Here is a 16,180-nt window from a genome sequence, read left to right on the forward strand (position 1 = left end):
TAAATCAACCGGCGCATGCCAGTCGAATGTTCTAGGTTTGTACAGGTATAGCCGACGGCAACGGAGGGCATCGATGGATCATCGTACAAAAGGTTTCACGCTGATCGAGCTGCTGGTGGCGGTCGCGGTGTTTGTGATCCTGATCACGATGGCAGTGCCGGCGTTCACTCGTTCGGTGCAGGGCAGCAAGGCCGACACCGAGGTCGGCGACCTGCAACGGGCCCTCAATTACGCAAGGCTCGAGGCGATCAACCGGGGCATCACCACTCGTCTACGGCCGAGTGCCGGCGGCAGTGTCTGGACCGGCGAACTGTCGGTCTACGACAGTACTGGCACTCCGGCCAATGTATTGCGGGTTGTTCCAGCGATGAGCAGCGGCGCGACTCTGACGCTACCCTCTGGAGTGACCGCACTGGATTTCAACAACCTGGGCGGGCTGGCGGCACCGTCCACGGCGGTGGTCATCAGTTACACGCTGGGAACGCAAAGCAGGACGCTGAACGTGTGTCTGAACGGACGAATTCAATTGGGTGGAAATTGCGGATGAGGGCAGGGAGCAAGCACGCACAGGAGGGCATGACGCTGATTGAAGTGCTGGTCGCGTTACTGATTCTGACAGTCGGGTTGCTGGGCGCGGCAGCGGTTCAGCTCAATGCGCTGAAGTACACCGACAGCTCGCGCATGACCAGCCAGGCGAGTTTCATCGCCTACGACATGATGGACCGGATTCGCGCCAACTCGGGCGCCGACTACACCGTCACACCGCCGACCACGGGCAATCTGAGTGTCGCCCGGGATCAGGATCTCTACGACTTCACCACCAACATCGTCAATTTCGGCGGACCCACTGCCACCGGCAGCATCACCCTCAATCAGCGCGTATACACCATCACCATCACCTGGAGTGACGCGCGGGCCGCCAATACGAGCAGTGCGCCCCGCAGCTTTGTCCTGACCAGCCGCGCTGCGGTCGATCCGGTGGCCACGCCATGAAGCGCCAGAATCTGGGCTTCGGCCTGATCGAAATGCTGGTCGCCCTGGCGCTGGGGCTGATCGTGGTGCTCGGCGTAGTGCAGATTTTCCTGGCGGCGAAAAACACCTACGTCAGCCAGAACAGCGCCGCCGCCATGCAGGAAGATGCGCGGTTCGTGCTGAGCAAGATGATTCAGGAACTGCGCATGGTGGGCATGTTCGGCTGCCTGGGCACGATTACCGATTCCAGCTCGGCGGGAGATTTCAATGCGGCCCAGATCACGCCGATCAGTTGGGACAACGCCAACCTCAAACTGACCCTGGTCACCGCCGATGTCGGCAGTGCGGGCGGGACGCCGACCTGGACTGTGGTCTCCGATTGCCGCAACAGCGCCACCGCTTATACCGGCGCGCGAGTGGCGGCGACGGGACAGATCGCGTTCCCGATCCGTCGGCTGGTCTACAGCTTCAGCAACAACCAGATTCTGATGGGCACCGGCAGCGGTAACCCGGCCCAGCAGGTGCTGGTGAACAACGTCAGTGCGTTCACCGTGATGTTTGGTCTGGCGAGTTCCGCGACCGACGTCGCGGCGTCCACCTACAGCGCCAACCCCGGTGATCCGGCGCGGATCCGTAGCGTACGCCTGAGCCTGACCCTCACTGACCCGAACAATCGGGTCCGCAATCAAACCTTCAACGTGGTTGCCGCCTTGCGCAACCGCTTGCAGTGAGGGGCGAACGATGAACGTTTCTCTCCATCGGCGACGGTCCCAGGGCGGCATGGTGTTGCTGGTCAGCCTGGTGTTTCTGCTGCTCCTGACGGTGATCGGCCTGTCATCGATGCAAAGCGCCAACCTGCAGGAAAAAATGGCCGGCAGCGTGAGCCTGCGCAATCAATCGTTTCAGACTGCCGAGGCGGCGCTGCGCATCGGCGAAAGCGCGGTGCAACTGGACGGCTACGCGCTGGCGGTGTGCGCCAGCACCACTCAATGTGCGCCGCCGGCGGAATCCTCGGTGGTCAGCGCGGCGGGGCTCAACTCCACGTCGGGCGTGACCTGGATCGCCGCCGGCAGCGGGTTTTACGGAGTACAGAACATCGGCACGACCCTGACGGCGGTGAACGTGCCGAGCAACACTTCGGCGACCTTGTACCGGGTCACGGCCGTCGGCATCGCCGGCACTTCTCGCAGTGTGGTGGAGAGTGTCTATGCGAAGTATTGAGCGACGCTTCAAGTGGCTGTCGCTGCTGCTCGGCATGCTGACCGGGCTTTATCTGGCTGCACCGGCGTTTGCTTTCACGCCGTCCGATTCGCCGCTGTTGAGCGCGGCTGCCGTGTCACCGAACGTCATGTTGATGATCGACGACTCCGGCAGCATGAACAGCATCATTTACGCGACAGGATTTGATCCGACCGTGGATCGCACGGCAGCCCGCCAGTGCAACGCGGTCATCGGCCTGTGCCTGAGCTCGACCGCCATTACCGGCGATACGATCTTTCTCTCGAGCCTGCCGACCTCCGGCTGCTCCGGCGGCGCCTATGCGTTCTACAACAACAGCCTGACGCCGCTCTGCCTGAAACTGCCGGATCCGGTGGGCAGCGGCAACACCCGCTACTCGGCGGATTACATTTCCTACGTGGTGAGTCTGGCGATCAACAACGGCACGCGCGACTTCACCACCGGGGCGATTCCCAACGATTACCGGATCAACGTGGCGCGCAACGTTTCCACCGCACTGGTCACCAGCAACCGCAACCTGCGCATGGGCCTGGCCACTTTCAACCCGGCCACCAGCAACAACCCCGGCAACGGCGGTTTCATCGCGCGCTCCATCAGCGATCTGTCACCGGTCAGCGGCAGCGTGACCCAGGCCCAGGCCGACACCAACTACAACGCACTGATTTCGTCGATCAACGGTTTGAGCGCGGTGGCCAACACGCCGCTGGCCGAGACCTATTACGAAATCACCCGCTACATGCGCGGGATGGCGCCTTACTACAACAGCACGCCGAGCACCTACACCAGCCCGATCCAGTATCGCTGCCAGAAAAACTACGGCGTGGTCATCACCGATGGTTTGCCTACCTACGACCGCACCTTTCCGAACAATGACCCGCTGGGCGGCAGCCGCTTGCCGAACTGGGACGGCATCAACAATGACGGGAACAACCTGAACGGGGACGGGGAGGGCGATACGCTGTACCTGGACGATATCGCCAAGTTCGCCTTCGACATCGACATGCGTTCCTCCGGCACCGACGCGGCGGGCAAGAGCTGGAATGCCGTGGACTTTCCCAGGCAGAACATGAACACCTACACCGTGGGTTTCACCGCTTCCAACGACATGCTCTCGGACGCCGCCGATTACGGACAGGGCCGCTACTACCAGGCGACCGACAGCGCCGGCCTGAATGCCGCGTTGTCTTCGGCGTTGAGCGACATCACCTCCAAGGCCGGCTCCGGCGGCAGCGGTGTCGCCAGCGGCACGACGCTGGCGAGCGGCACCAGTTATTTCCAGACCAGTTATGACCCCAAGGACTGGCGCGGCACGATCAAGTCCTTTGGCTTCAACTCGGCCGGGGCGGTCAATACTTCGGCGGTATTGTGGACCACTGACACAGCCATCGTGCCCGGCGCCACTGCGCCGACCTACCAGTCGTGGAACTCCCTGAACAACGCGGCGGTGACGCTGGCCTACGGCAACTTCTCCCCGGCCCAGCAGACCGTTCTCAGCCAGGGTTTACCCACCGGCATCAGCGGCATCGATCTGGTCGAATGGAGCAAGGGCACCAACAAGACCGGGCTCAAAGTGCGCGGCGTGTTGCTTGGGGACATCATCAACTCGCCGTTGGTGCTGGCCTCACCCACGGAAAAAACCGCCTCCGATCTGGCCGGTGACACCACCTACAGCACCTACCTGACCACCAAGGCCTCGAACATGAATGCCAGCCTGGTGGTGAACGCCAACGACGGTTTTGTCAGCGTCATCAACTCGGCCAACGGTACCCGGCGCTATGCCTACATGCCGTCCAGCGTATTGCCCTCGCTGCGCCTGATTGCCGATCCGAACTACGTCAACGGCGTCAGCCACAAGTTTCTGGTGGATGGTCAGATCGGTGTGTTCGATGCGCAATTCGGCACGGCCTGGAAAACCCTGGCCATCGGCGGTACGGGGGCGGGCGGCAAGACTTTCTATGGGCTTCAACTGTTCGACGCCTCGGCGGGCAACGTTATCCGCGCCTTGTGGGAAGTCAGCGCGCCGGCCACTGCCAGCACTTCCAACGCTTTCAATGATCTGGGTTACGCCTATGCCCGTCCGGAAGTGGCACGCTTGGCCGATGGTCGCTGGGCGGCGTTCATTGCCAACGGTTACGGCAGCAACTCCGGGGTGGCGGCGCTGTATGTTCTGGATGTACGTGACGGCTCGTTGATCAAGAAAATCGTCATCGACAGTACGGAAACCACCAACGGTTTGTCCTCGGTGAAGCTGCGGGTCAATTCGCAGAACGTGGTGCAGGCCGCGTATGGCGGTGACTTGAAGGGACGGTTGTGGAAGTTCGACCTGAGTGCCACTTCGTCCGACAGCTGGGGCGTGGCGTTTTCCGGCAAGCCGCTGTTCACCACGGCCGGCGGGGCGACTCAGCCGATCACCGCGCAACCGCTGCTGGCGGACAACGCTCTGGGCGGCAAACAGATTTTCGTCGGCACCGGTAAATTCAACGAAACCGCCGACAAGACCAACAAGGATTTGCAGGCGTTCTATTCGGTGTGGGACGCCGATGGCGGGTCGGGCCAGATCACGGTCAGCAGTTTGCAGGCGCAGGCGATTACCGGGGTGTTCTCCGGCAGTTCCGGGCAGTTCGTCACCACCAGCCAGAACGATACGATTTACCCGGCGGAGAAGGGCTGGTACCTGCCGCTGGTGTACAACAACGCATTGACTGGCGAGCGGGTGATCAACCAGGCCAGTCTGGTGTTGGGACGTATCGTGTTTACCACGGCCAGTGTCGATACCACCGACCCGTGTTCCAGTTTCGGTACCGGCAAACTGATCGAACTCGATGCGTTCAGCGGTAAGATGCTCAACTACGCGGTGCTCGACACCAACGCCGATGGCGTGGTCGACAGCAACGACACGATTTCCAGCGGCGTGGTGTTCACCGGCGGTATCCCGACCCTGAACGCCATCGTCAACGGTGCATCACGCAAGGTCGTGAACGATTCCAGTGGCGGTATCACCACCCTGGTGGAAAAATCCGGCGGCGGTAGCCGTCGTATCATGTGGCGGCAAATTCAGTAAGCGAGAGTTCGAGGCATGCGCAGATCCAACCGAGGTTTCACCCTGATCGAAATCATGATCGTGATTGCGATCATCGGTATCGTCATCACCATCGGCTATCCGAGCCTCACCGAATACGTGAAGAAGGGCCGCCGTGCCGACGTAGTCAGCAATTTGTCGGAACAGGCACAGATCCTCGAACGCTTCTATTCGAAGAATAACGTCTACACCGGTGTCACCGGGTTGAGCACCGGCAACGATTTCTACACCATCACGCCGACGATCACCGATCAGACCTTCCTGCTGACCGCGACCCGCAAGACCGGCACGGCCATGGCCACTGACAAGTGCGGGGATTTCACCCTCACCAATACCGGTGTCAGAAGCATGAACAACGCGACCACCGGGCTGACCACCAAGGATTGCTGGGGCCGCTGAGCCGCTTTATTTCGGGCGCCTTTTGCGCCCACTGTCTTTTTTACGGTTGGATCAAACATGACCAGGCAACAGCAAGTGGTGATTGTCGGTGGCGGGGTGATTGGCCTGCTCACTGCGTACAACCTCGCCTCCGAGGTCGGCAGCGTGGTGCTGCTGGATCGTTCGAACGTCGGCCAGGAGTCGTCCTGGGCCGGCGGCGGTATTGTCTCTCCGCTGTACCCGTGGCGCTACAGCCCGGCCGTCACCGCGCTGGCGCACTGGTCGCAGGATTTTTATCCACAGCTGGGCGAGCGACTGTTTGCCGATACCGGGGTCGACCCCGAAGTACACACAACCGGCCTGTACTGGCTGGATCTGGATGACGAAGCCGAAGCGCTGGCGTGGGCCGAGCGGGAAAACCGCCCGCTGCGGGCTGTGGATATCTCGGCGGCACATGATGCGGTGCCGGTGCTCGGTGGCGGGTTTTCTCGGGCGATCTACATGGCTGATGTGGCCAACGTGCGCAATCCTCGGCTGGTGAAGTCTTTGAAAGCGGCGTTGCAGGCGCTGCCGAACGTGACGATTCATGAGCATTGTGAAGTCAGCGGGTTTGTCCGTGAAGGCGGGCGGGTGGTGGGTGTGCAGACTTCCACTGGTGTGATCGCTGGCGATCAGGTGGTTCTCACCGCAGGTGCGTGGAGCGGCGAACTGCTCAAGACCTTGAACCTGTCGCTGCCGGTTGAGCCGGTAAAGGGCCAGATGATTCTCTACAAATGCGCGGCGGATTTCCTGCCGAGCATGGTGCTGGCCAAGGGGCGATACGCGATTCCGCGCCGCGACGGGCACATTCTGATCGGCAGTACGCTGGAGCACGAAGGTTTCGACAAGACCCCGACGGACAACGCGCTGGAAAGCCTCAAGGCCTCGGCGGTCGAGTTGCTGCCAGCATTGGCCGATGCCGAAGTGGTAGGGCACTGGGCCGGGCTGCGACCGGGTTCACCGGAAGGCATTCCTTACATTGGCCGGGTTCCGGGGTTTGACGGTCTGTGGCTGAACTGCGGGCATTACCGCAACGGGCTGGTGCTGGCGCCGGCGTCCTGTCAGTTGTTTGCCGATGTGATGCTGGGGCGCGCGCCGATCATTGATCCGGCGCCGTATGCACCGGCCGGACGGATCTGAAGCCATATCAAACGAACGCAGCCGGCACAGGCTGCGTTCTTTGAATGTTCAATCCAGACCCAGTTTCTTGAGCCTGTAGCGCATCGACCTAAACGACAGACGCAACCGCTGCGCTGCCGCCGTGCGATTCCAGCGAGTCTCCTCCAGCGCCTGCAAAATCAGTTTGCGCTCGACGCTTTCCAGATAGTCTTCCAGGTTGTCGATCTGCGTGAGATCGGCAATGCCACCTTCTGCGGTGCCATTACCTTCACTCAAACGTAAGTCCTCGGCCTCAATCGTGCGGTTTTCACACAGGGTGTGCGCCCGCTCGAGCACGTTCTCCAGTTCCCTCACGTTGCCCGGAAAACGGTAGTTTTTCAGCGCCTCGAGGGCATGGGGATGAAGGCGTGCCGCAGGTTGCCCGGTGCCATTGGCCAGGCGCTTGAGCATGTGTCCGGCCAGTGCTTCGATGTCCTCGCGACGTTCGCGCAGGGACGGTACGCGCAGTTCGATCACGTTCAGCCGGTAATACAGATCCTGACGGAAACGCTCGGCGGCGACTTCCGCATCGAGGTCCTTGTGTGTCGCGCAAAGGATGCGCACATCGACCACGGTTTCCTGTTGACCGCCGACGCTGCGCACGGCTTTTTCCTGGATCGCCCGCAGCAGCTTGACCTGCATCGGCAGCGGCAGGTCCGCCACTTCATCGAGAAACAGCGTGCCGCCATGGGCCGCCTGAAACAGCCCCGGTTTATCCTCCACCGCGCCGCTGAAACTGCCTTTGCGGTGGCCGAAGAACTCGCTTTCCATCAACTCGGACGGAATCGCCCCGCAGTTCACCGGCACGAATGGCTGGCTGGCGCGCGGGCCCTGTTCATGAATCAATCGGGCCACCAGCTCCTTGCCACTGCCGGACTCGCCGCTGATGTAGACCGGCGCCTGGCTGCGGGCCAGTTTGTCGATCTGCTTGCGCAGATTGCGCATCGGTGGTGAATCGCCGAGCAGCCGCCGGTCGATCGAAGTGCAGACATTGCCCGGCGCCGGCATGCGCAACGCCGAGCCAACCAGCTCGCGCAGGCGTGTCAGGTCCACCGGTTTGGTCAGGAAGTCGAAAGCCCCGGCTTTCAGGGCGTTGATCGCCGTTTCCAGGCTGCCATAGGCGGTGATCATCGCCACCGGCAGTTGTGGATAACGTTGCTGAATGTGCTGCACCAGCTCCAGGCCGGTGCCGTCGGGCAGGCGCATGTCGGTCAGGCACAGGTCGAAGGTCTCGCGGTGCAGCAGTGCTTGGGCTTCTGCGAGATTGCGTGCGCTGAAGGTGTCGAGTTTCATCCGTCCCAGGGTAATTTCCAGGAGTTCGCGGATATCCGGCTCGTCGTCGACGATGAGGATTTTTTGCCGTGGGCTCGTGTTCAACTTTGTTTCCGTCCGTGAGCAAAGGTGATGCGAAAGCAGCCGCCGCCTTGGCGTGATTTGAAGTCTAGGCGCGCTTGATTGCTTTCGCACAGCTCACGGGACAGATAAAGCCCAAGGCCGGTGCCCTGGCTGCTGGTGGTAAAGAATGGTTCGAACAGGTGGGCCTGCTGATCCAGCGGCACGCCGGGGCCGTTGTCCTGCACTTCGAGCACGGCCAGCGTGCTCTCGGGGTCGATCAACAGTGTCAGCCAGACCTCGGCCGGATCGTGCAAAAGGGCACTGTGGCGCCAGCCATTGCGTAACAGATTGTCGAGAATCTGCGTGAGTTGGCCGGGATCCATCAACGTGCGGAAATCCCCCGGGCCGATGTGCAGGTGAATGTGCTGGCGCTCGCCGGCCTGTTCGCGGCTCTCGCTGACGAACTGCTCCAGCCACGGCTTGAGATCCAGCCGTTGCGGTGCGCTCTGCTGGCGGCGGGACAGTTGCAGGACGTTTTCGATGACTCGGTTCATGCGCTGGGAGTGGTCTTGAATGATCTGCGTCAGACGCCGATCCGCGCCGTCGAGTTCCTCGGATTCCTGCAACAGCTGTGCGGCATGACTGATGGCGCCCAGCGGATTGCGGATTTCATGGGCGATACCGGCGGTCAGCCGGCCCAGCGCGGCCAGTTTCAATTGCTGGGCCTGTTGGGCGATCTGGGCGAGGTCTTCGAGAAACACCAGGGTCTGGCGGTTCGGGCTCTGTTCCAGGGCGATGAAACTCGGCTGCAGCTCCAGGCCGTTGCCGGCGATTTTCAGGCTTTGCGGGCGCAGGGTCGGGTTGTTCAGCCACAGTTGCAGGCGTTCGACCAACGCGCTCGAGTGCTCGTCGATCAGGTTGCCTTCAAGGTGGGTTTGGCCCAGCAGGGTTTTGGCACTGTGGTTGGCCAGTTGCACCCGGCGCTGTTCGTCGAGCACCAGAATGCCGGTGCGCATGCGTTGCAGGATCAGCGCGTTGAGGGCTTCGAGCCCCACCACCTCGCTGGCGCGCAGCTCGGCCAGGTTCTCACTGACTTCGAGACGACGGATCAACCCTTGCACCAGCAGCGAGGCGGCAAAGCACAAGGCGCCTAGGGTGCCGGCCTGCAGATAGTCGTTGGCGCTCAGGGGATGGCTGAAGCTCAGCAGAAAGCTGAGCCCGACGATGCCGAGGGTGGCGACGGCGGCGATCAGCAGGCCGATACGTCGTCGCAGCAAGGTGTTGCTGATGGCTACCGAAACGATCAGCAGGTTGCCGATCGCACTGGCCACGCCGCCCGCCGCGTAGAACACGCCGCACAGCAGCAGAACGTCGACCAGTGCCAGGCCGAACAACTGGGCCGGGCGGCGGATATTCTCGAGGAACACCACCAGCAGGATGTTCAGCACCAGGTACAACCAGCTGCCATTGCGCAGCAACTCGTCGTTGGCTGAGGTCAGCAGGCGGTTGTCCATGTTGCTGGAGATCAGCAACACCAGGGTGATGCCGACACTCAAACGGTACAGATGATAGAGGCGCAGCAGTCGCTGGGCCTGTTTGCTGTCGGCGTTGTCGGCCTCAGCGATCACTGGAACCGGGGCCTTGCTCAAGGTGAGCCTGGCTGCAATACCACTGTTGTTGAAGGTTCAGCGCGCGGTCGCGAGGCAGATGTACGCCGCAGTGGGCGCAGCGCACCATCGGCGCGGCATCCTGTTCGCGAGGCGATCGGGCGGACGAGGCGGGGGCCTTGAATTTGCGCCACAACCAGACAGCAGCGGCGATCAAGGCAATCCAGAACAGTAAACGAAGCATGATGGGCGGCTTTTCGGCTAGTGATTCGGCAGTTTAGCCAAGGACCCGACAAGCGCACAGCCCAATCACACGCCGCAATAAAAAGGGAGATCCGAAGATCTCCCTTTTTGGCATCACCGAAGTGATCAGTCGAACAGACCGAAGGTCATGTAGCTGAAGATGGAACGGTCGCTGTCGCTCGACTCCGGTTCCGGCTCTTCGATCACGTCGCCGTTTTCGTCTTTCGGCTTGAGCTCGTTCGGGATCGCGTCTTTCGCGTCCTGGAACTGCTTTTGCACGTCCTGGTTGGCGCGGGTCTCTCCCGGCGGCAGCGGCGGACGGGATTCGATCAGGCCCAGAGTGGCCTTGCTCAGGAACGAACGGTTGTCGGCTTCGGCAACCCGAGGTACGAACTGGCCGTCCTGCAGAGTCGGGTGGTTCGGGTAGTTGAGCTTCAGGGTTTCCAGGCTGGTGGCCGCCAGATCGTCCAGGTGCAGACGCTGATAGGCTTCGGTCATCACCGCCAGGCCGTCACCGACCGATGGGGTTTCCTGGAAGTTTTCCACTACGTAACGACCACGGTTGGCGGCAGCGACATAGGCCTGACGGGTCAGGTAGTAGTCGGCCACGTGGATTTCGTAGGCAGCCAGCAGGTTGCGCAGGTAGATCATGCGCTGCTTGGCGTCCGGCGCGTAGCGGCTGTTCGGGTAGCGGCTGGTCAGCTGGGCGAACTCGTTGTAGGAGTCGCGGGCGGCACCCGGGTCACGCTTGGTCATGTCCAGCGGCAGGAAGCGCGCCAGCAGGCCGACGTCCTGGTCGAACGAGGTCAGGCCCTTCAGGTAGTAGGCGTAATCCACGTTCGGGTGCTGCGGATGCAGACGAATGAAACGCTCGGCGGCGGATTTTGCAGCTTCCGGCTCGGCGTTCTTGTAGTTGGCGTAGATCAGTTCCAGCTGCGCCTGATCGGCGTAGCGACCGAACGGATAACGCGACTCCAGAGCCTTCAGCTTGGCTGTGGCGCTGGTGTAGCTGTTGTTGTCCAGGTCCTGTTGAGCCTGCTGGTACAGCTCGGCTTCACTCAGGTTTTCGTCTACGACTTCCTTCGATGAGCAAGCAGCGGTCAATGCGAGGATGGCGATCAGCAGCAGGTGTTTCACTTGCATGGCGGCTTGCGTCCCTATGACGGCCGCTGTCTTGGGCGGGGCCGTCCTGTTATGATGAGCGCCCCGTTGAAAAGCCCCGGGGCAAAAGACGCCGTATTTAACCACAAGCGCGCAGCCGAAACCAAAGGCTGTAGCCGACGCCCAGTCCGAGCATGTCCGATAAAATTGAACTTCGCGCAGAGGTGCCGTCCGAATTGGGCGGCCAACGCCTCGATCAAGTCGCCGCCCAACTCTTCGCCGAGCACTCGCGCTCGCGCCTTTCCGCCTGGATCAAAGAAGGTCGCCTGACTGTGGACGGGGCGGTCATCCGCCCGCGCGACATCGTTCATGGTGGTGCCATCCTTGAGCTCACTGCCGAGCAGGAGGCCCAGGGTGAATGGGTCGCTCAGGACATCGAACTCGACATCGTCTATGAAGACGACGACATTCTGGTGATCAACAAGCCTGCGGGCCTGGTGGTGCACCCGGCTGCCGGTCACGCTGATGGCACCTTGCTCAACGCCTTGTTGCACCACGTGCCGGACATCATCAATGTCCCGCGCGCCGGTATCGTGCATCGACTGGACAAGGACACCACCGGTCTGATGGTGGTGGCCAAGACCATTCAGGCGCAGACCAAACTGGTCGCCCAGCTGCAAAGCCGTAGCGTCAGCCGGATCTACGAGTGCATCGTGATCGGCGTGGTGACGGCCGGTGGCAAGATCAACGCCCCGATCGGCCGCCACGGCCAGCAGCGTCAGCGTATGGCGGTGATGGAAGGTGGCAAGCCTGCCGTCAGCCACTACCGCGTGCTGGAGCGCTTCCGTTCCCACACCCACGTACGGGTGAAGCTGGAAACCGGTCGTACTCACCAGATTCGCGTGCACATGGCGCACATCAACTTCCCGTTGGTCGGCGACCCGGCGTACGGCGGTCGTTTCCGCATTCCGCCGGCCGCGAGCCAGACCATGGTCGAATCCCTCAAGCACTTCCCGCGTCAGGCCCTGCATGCGCGGTTCCTTGAGCTGGATCACCCGACCACCGGTGAGCGCATGAGCTGGGAATCGCCGCTGCCGGAAGATCTGGTCTGGCTGCTGACTCTGCTCAAGCAGGATCGCGAGGCATTCATCGGATGAACTGGCTGACGCCGGACTGGCCCGCGCCGGCCAGCGTCAAGGCCTGTGTCACCACCCGCGAGGGCGGCGTCAGCGAGGCGCCGTTCGACAGCCTCAATCTGGGCGATCACGTCGATGACCGCCCTGAGGCCGTCGCCGAAAACCGTCGGCGCCTGACCGAACACTTCTCTATAAAGCCTGCCTGGTTGCAGCAAGTGCACGGGATTGCCGTGGCGCAGGCGGATCCATCCGTGGTGGCCACGGCGGATGCCAGCTGGACGGCAACACCCGGTATCGCGTGTGCGGCGATGACTGCCGACTGCCTGCCGGCGCTGTTCTGCGACCGTGCCGGTACTCGCGTCGCGGCGGCTCATGCCGGTTGGCGTGGATTGGCGGCCGGCGTGCTGGAAGCCACCCTCGACAGTCTGGATGTGCCCGCCGAAGACGTTCTGGTCTGGCTCGGCCCGGCCATCGGCCCGCAAGCCTTCGAAGTCGGTCCGGAAGTCCGGGAAGTCTTCATCAATCAATTGCCCGAAGCCGAGACAGCCTTTGTCCCGAGCCACAACGCCGGCAAGTTCATGGCCGACATCTATAAGCTGGCGCGGCTGCGTCTGGCGGTTCGTGGTGTCACCGCTGTTTATGGTGGCGGTTTCTGTACCGTGACCGATCCGCGCTTCTTCTCTTATCGCCGTGCATCGCGCACCGGTCGCTTTGCCTCCCTGGTTTGGCTCACCCGCTAAACTGTCTGATCTGCATCAACTGTCCCACGCTTGAATCTTCCAGAATCGACCGCATCTATAGCGGTATCTGGCAGGTTTCTTTATTCAGGATGGTTTTTAGGTCCGGCCTGCTCAAAAGGAAGGTGACCCATGCGTATAGACCGTTTAACCAGCAAATTGCAGTTGGCGTTGTCCGATGCCCAATCCCTGGCTGTCGGCCACGATCATCCGGCCATCGAGCCGGCGCATTTGATGCAAGCCATGCTTGAACAGCAGGGTGGTTCGATCAAACCCCTGTTGATGCAGGTGGGCTTCGACGTCAACAGCTTGCGTAAAGAGCTGACCAAAGAGCTCGATCAACTACCGAAAATCCAGAACCCGACCGGCGACGTGAACATGTCGCAGGATCTGGCGCGTCTGCTCAACCAGGCCGACCGTCTGGCCCAGCAGAAGGGCGACCAGTTCATTTCCAGCGAGCTGGTGCTGCTCGCCGCGATGGACGAGAACAGCAAGCTTGGCAAGTTGCTGCTCGGCCAGGGCGTGAGCAAAAAGGCGCTGGAGAATGCGATCAACAACCTGCGCGGTGGCGAAGCCGTTAACGACGCCAACCACGAAGAATCGCGTCAGGCACTGGATAAGTACACCGTCGACCTGACCAAACGCGCCGAAGAAGGCAAGCTCGATCCGGTGATCGGCCGTGACGACGAGATCCGTCGCACCATTCAAGTTCTGCAACGCCGCACCAAGAACAACCCGGTGCTGATCGGCGAGCCTGGCGTGGGTAAAACCGCGATTGCCGAAGGTCTGGCCCAGCGCATCATCAACGGCGAAGTGCCGGATGGCCTGCGCGGCAAGCGTCTGCTGTCCCTCGATATGGGTGCGCTGATTGCCGGAGCCAAGTATCGCGGCGAGTTCGAAGAACGCCTGAAAGCGCTGCTCAACGAGCTGTCGAAGCAGGAAGGGCAGATCATTCTGTTCATCGACGAACTGCACACCATGGTCGGCGCCGGCAAGGGCGAAGGCTCGATGGACGCCGGCAACATGCTCAAACCGGCGCTGGCGCGTGGTGAACTGCATTGCGTCGGCGCGACCACGCTCAACGAGTACCGCCAATATATAGAGAAGGACGCGGCCCTCGAGCGGCGCTTCCAGAAAGTGCTGGTGGACGAGCCGAGCGAAGAAGACACCATCGCGATCCTGCGTGGCCTCAAGGAGCGTTACGAGGTTCACCACAAGGTGGCGATCACCGACGGCGCGATCATCGCGGCGGCCAAGCTCAGCCATCGCTACATCACTGACCGGCAGTTGCCGGACAAGGCGATCGACCTGATCGACGAAGCGGCCAGCCGCATCCGCATGGAGATCGACTCCAAGCCGGAAGTGCTGGATCGTCTGGAGCGGCGCCTGATTCAACTCAAAGTTGAATCCCAGGCCCTGAAGAAAGAAAGCGACGAAGCGGCGATCAAACGTCTGGAAAAACTTCAGGAAGAAATCGTCCGCCACGAGCGGGAGTATTCGGATCTGGAAGAAATCTGGAACTCGGAAAAAGCAGAGGTGCAGGGTTCTGCACAGATTCAGCAGAAGATCGAACAGTCCCGTCAGGAACTGGAAGCCGCGCGCCGTAAAGGTGACCTGAACCGCATGGCGGAGTTGCAGTATGGGGTGATCCCGGATCTGGAACGCAGCCTGCAAATGGTCGACCAGCACGGCAAGAGCGAAAACCAGTTGCTGCGCAGCAAGGTGACCGAAGAGGAAATCGCCGAAGTCGTTTCGAAGTGGACCGGCATTCCAGTGTCGAAAATGCTCGAAGGCGAGCGCGACAAGCTGATGAAGATGGAAAGCCTGTTGCATCAACGCGTGATCGGCCAGGACGAAGCAGTGGTTGCCGTGGCCAACGCGGTGCGGCGTTCCCGTGCCGGGTTGTCCGATCCGAATCGCCCGAGCGGCTCGTTCATGTTCCTCGGCCCGACCGGTGTCGGTAAAACCGAGCTGTGCAAGGCGCTGGCCGAATTCCTCTTCGATACGGAAGAGGCGATGGTGCGAATCGACATGTCCGAGTTCATGGAGAAACATTCCGTGGCTCGGCTGATCGGTGCGCCACCGGGCTACGTCGGCTACGAAGAGGGTGGTTACCTGACCGAAGCGGTACGGCGCAAGCCTTACTCGGTGATCCTGCTGGACGAGGTCGAGAAGGCGCACCCGGACGTGTTCAACATCCTGCTGCAGGTGCTGGAGGATGGTCGTCTGACCGACAGCCACGGCCGTACGGTGGATTTCCGCAATACCGTGATCGTCATGACCTCCAACCTCGGCTCGATGCAGATCCAGGAACTGGTAGGCGATCGTGAAGCACAACGGGCAGCGGTGATGGATGCGATTTCCACCCACTTCCGTCCGGAGTTCATCAACCGGGTCGACGAAGTGGTGATCTTCGAGCCATTGGCGCGGGATCAGATCGCGGGCATTACCGAGATCCAGCTGGGCCGTCTGCGCAGCCGTCTGGCCGAGCGCGAGCTGAAGCTGGAACTGAGCCCGGAAGCGATGGACAAGCTGATTGCCGTCGGTTACGACCCGGTCTATGGCGCACGGCCGCTGAAGCGGGCGATCCAGCGCTGGATCGAGAACCCGCTGGCGCAGTTGATCCTGTCGGGACGCTTCATGCCGGGCGAGACCGCGACCGGCGTCGTGGAGAACGACGAGATCACGTTCAACTGACGCTCGACGGTGATGAAGTAATGAAGGCCTCGCACTGCGAGGCCTTTTTTTTCGCCAGGCTGTTGAACTCAAAGGAAAAGGCTTGTAAAGTGCGCCCCGCAGTCAGTCACCAACACGGTTTCAGCTCACTGGGCAGAAATCTGAAATAAGTTGCAAATCATTAACTTGAAAGCAATTTAGGGGGTTGACAGAGGTGTTCTAGGTTGTAGAATAGCGCGCCTCAGACACACGAACGCAGCGATGCGAAAACGATGTCTGGAAGCTGCAAGTTTCACCGTTGTAAATTGAAATATGTAGTTCCGTGATAGCTCAGTCGGTAGAGCAAATGACTGTTAATCATTGGGTCCCAGGTTCGAGTCCTGGTCACGGAGCCAATTTCAAGCCGGGGTATAGCGCAGTCCGGTAGCGCGCCTGCTTTGGGAGCAGGATGTCAGGAGTTCGAATCCCCTTACCCCGACC

General features: G+C 61.2%; 14 protein-coding genes and 2 tRNA genes. 12 read left to right on the top strand and 4 right to left on the bottom strand.

Annotated features, from left to right (window positions below; all coding sequences use genetic code 11):
- Positions 1-73 precede the first annotated feature (73 nt).
- Genes AC1RT4_RS26855 through thiO form a run of 7 tightly spaced genes read left to right on the top strand, consistent with a single transcriptional unit; the run spans position 74 to position 6,847 of the window.
- Positions 74-547, top strand: coding sequence for a GspH/FimT family pseudopilin (locus AC1RT4_RS26855; protein ID WP_192562450.1), 474 nt, complete (start codon positions 74-76; stop codon positions 545-547).
- Positions 544-993, top strand: a complete 450-nt coding sequence (gene pilV / locus AC1RT4_RS26860; RefSeq protein ID WP_007959555.1) for a type IV pilus modification protein PilV — start codon at positions 544-546, stop codon at positions 991-993. Before AC1RT4_RS26855 ends, pilV begins: the two co-directional genes overlap by 4 nt.
- Complete coding sequence (locus AC1RT4_RS26865) at positions 990-1,703, top strand: PilW family protein (RefSeq protein ID WP_493089073.1); 714 nt, start codon at positions 990-992, stop codon at positions 1,701-1,703. The genes pilV and AC1RT4_RS26865 overlap by 4 nt, the downstream gene beginning before the upstream one ends.
- Before the next feature lie 10 nt (positions 1,704-1,713).
- A complete protein-coding gene (locus AC1RT4_RS26870; protein WP_085747720.1) occupies positions 1,714-2,193 on the top strand; it encodes a pilus assembly PilX family protein in 480 nt (159 codons plus the stop codon).
- Complete coding sequence (locus AC1RT4_RS26875; RefSeq protein ID WP_493089075.1) at positions 2,180-5,272, top strand: pilus assembly protein; 3,093 nt, start codon at positions 2,180-2,182, stop codon at positions 5,270-5,272. Before AC1RT4_RS26870 ends, AC1RT4_RS26875 begins: the two co-directional genes overlap by 14 nt.
- 15 nt (positions 5,273-5,287) lie before the next feature.
- Positions 5,288-5,689 carry a type IV pilin protein gene (locus tag AC1RT4_RS26880; protein WP_039771691.1) on the top strand — a complete coding sequence of 134 codons (402 nt, stop codon included), beginning with the start codon at positions 5,288-5,290 and terminating at the stop codon, positions 5,687-5,689.
- Positions 5,690-5,746: 57 nt separating this feature from the next.
- Positions 5,747-6,847: a glycine oxidase ThiO gene (gene thiO, locus AC1RT4_RS26885; protein WP_493089078.1), complete on the top strand. Its 1,101-nt coding sequence runs from the start codon at positions 5,747-5,749 to the stop codon at positions 6,845-6,847.
- 48 nt (positions 6,848-6,895) lie between these two features.
- On the opposite strand, the gene AC1RT4_RS26890 is transcribed toward thiO, so the two are convergent.
- The 4 genes from AC1RT4_RS26890 to AC1RT4_RS26905 all read right to left on the bottom strand — a co-directional run bounded on the left by AC1RT4_RS26890 (position 6,896) and on the right by AC1RT4_RS26905 (position 11,193).
- Entirely contained in the window at positions 6,896-8,242 is a 1,347-nt protein-coding gene (locus AC1RT4_RS26890) for a sigma-54-dependent transcriptional regulator (RefSeq protein WP_493089080.1), read from the bottom strand.
- Entirely contained in the window at positions 8,239-9,828 is a 1,590-nt protein-coding gene (locus AC1RT4_RS26895; RefSeq protein ID WP_493089087.1) for a sensor histidine kinase, read from the bottom strand. The genes AC1RT4_RS26890 and AC1RT4_RS26895 overlap by 4 nt, the downstream gene beginning before the upstream one ends.
- On the bottom strand, positions 9,818-10,051 hold the full coding sequence (locus AC1RT4_RS26900; RefSeq protein ID WP_115079251.1) for a PP0621 family protein: 234 nt from the start codon (positions 10,049-10,051) through the stop codon (positions 9,818-9,820). The genes AC1RT4_RS26895 and AC1RT4_RS26900 overlap by 11 nt, the downstream gene beginning before the upstream one ends.
- A 125-nt stretch (positions 10,052-10,176) precedes the next feature.
- Positions 10,177-11,193 carry an outer membrane protein assembly factor BamD gene (locus AC1RT4_RS26905; protein ID WP_127799984.1) on the bottom strand — a complete coding sequence of 339 codons (1,017 nt, stop codon included), beginning with the start codon at positions 11,191-11,193 and terminating at the stop codon, positions 10,177-10,179.
- Positions 11,194-11,345: 152 nt separating this feature from the next.
- Between AC1RT4_RS26905 and rluD the strand changes: the two genes are divergently transcribed.
- The 5 genes from rluD (at position 11,346) to AC1RT4_RS26930 (ending at position 16,178) form a co-directional block, all read left to right on the top strand.
- Positions 11,346-12,308 carry a 23S rRNA pseudouridine(1911/1915/1917) synthase RluD gene (gene rluD / locus AC1RT4_RS26910; protein ID WP_085747728.1) on the top strand — a complete coding sequence of 321 codons (963 nt, stop codon included), beginning with the start codon at positions 11,346-11,348 and terminating at the stop codon, positions 12,306-12,308.
- Entirely contained in the window at positions 12,305-13,027 is a 723-nt protein-coding gene (gene pgeF / locus AC1RT4_RS26915) for a peptidoglycan editing factor PgeF (RefSeq protein WP_493089083.1), read from the top strand. The genes rluD and pgeF overlap by 4 nt, the downstream gene beginning before the upstream one ends.
- Positions 13,028-13,156: 129 nt before the next feature.
- The gene (gene clpB, locus AC1RT4_RS26920) at positions 13,157-15,721 is read left to right on the top strand and encodes an ATP-dependent chaperone ClpB (RefSeq protein ID WP_102716614.1); all 2,565 of its coding nucleotides are present in this window, start codon (positions 13,157-13,159) and stop codon (positions 15,719-15,721) included.
- A gap of 298 nt (positions 15,722-16,019) precedes the next feature.
- Positions 16,020-16,095, top strand: a tRNA-Asn gene (locus AC1RT4_RS26925).
- Between the two features lie 9 nt (positions 16,096-16,104).
- Positions 16,105-16,178 (top strand) — tRNA-Pro (locus AC1RT4_RS26930).
- Positions 16,179-16,180: the final 2 nt, after the last annotated feature.

This window comes from Pseudomonas sp. GW821-FHT11D10, assembly GCF_058808435.1.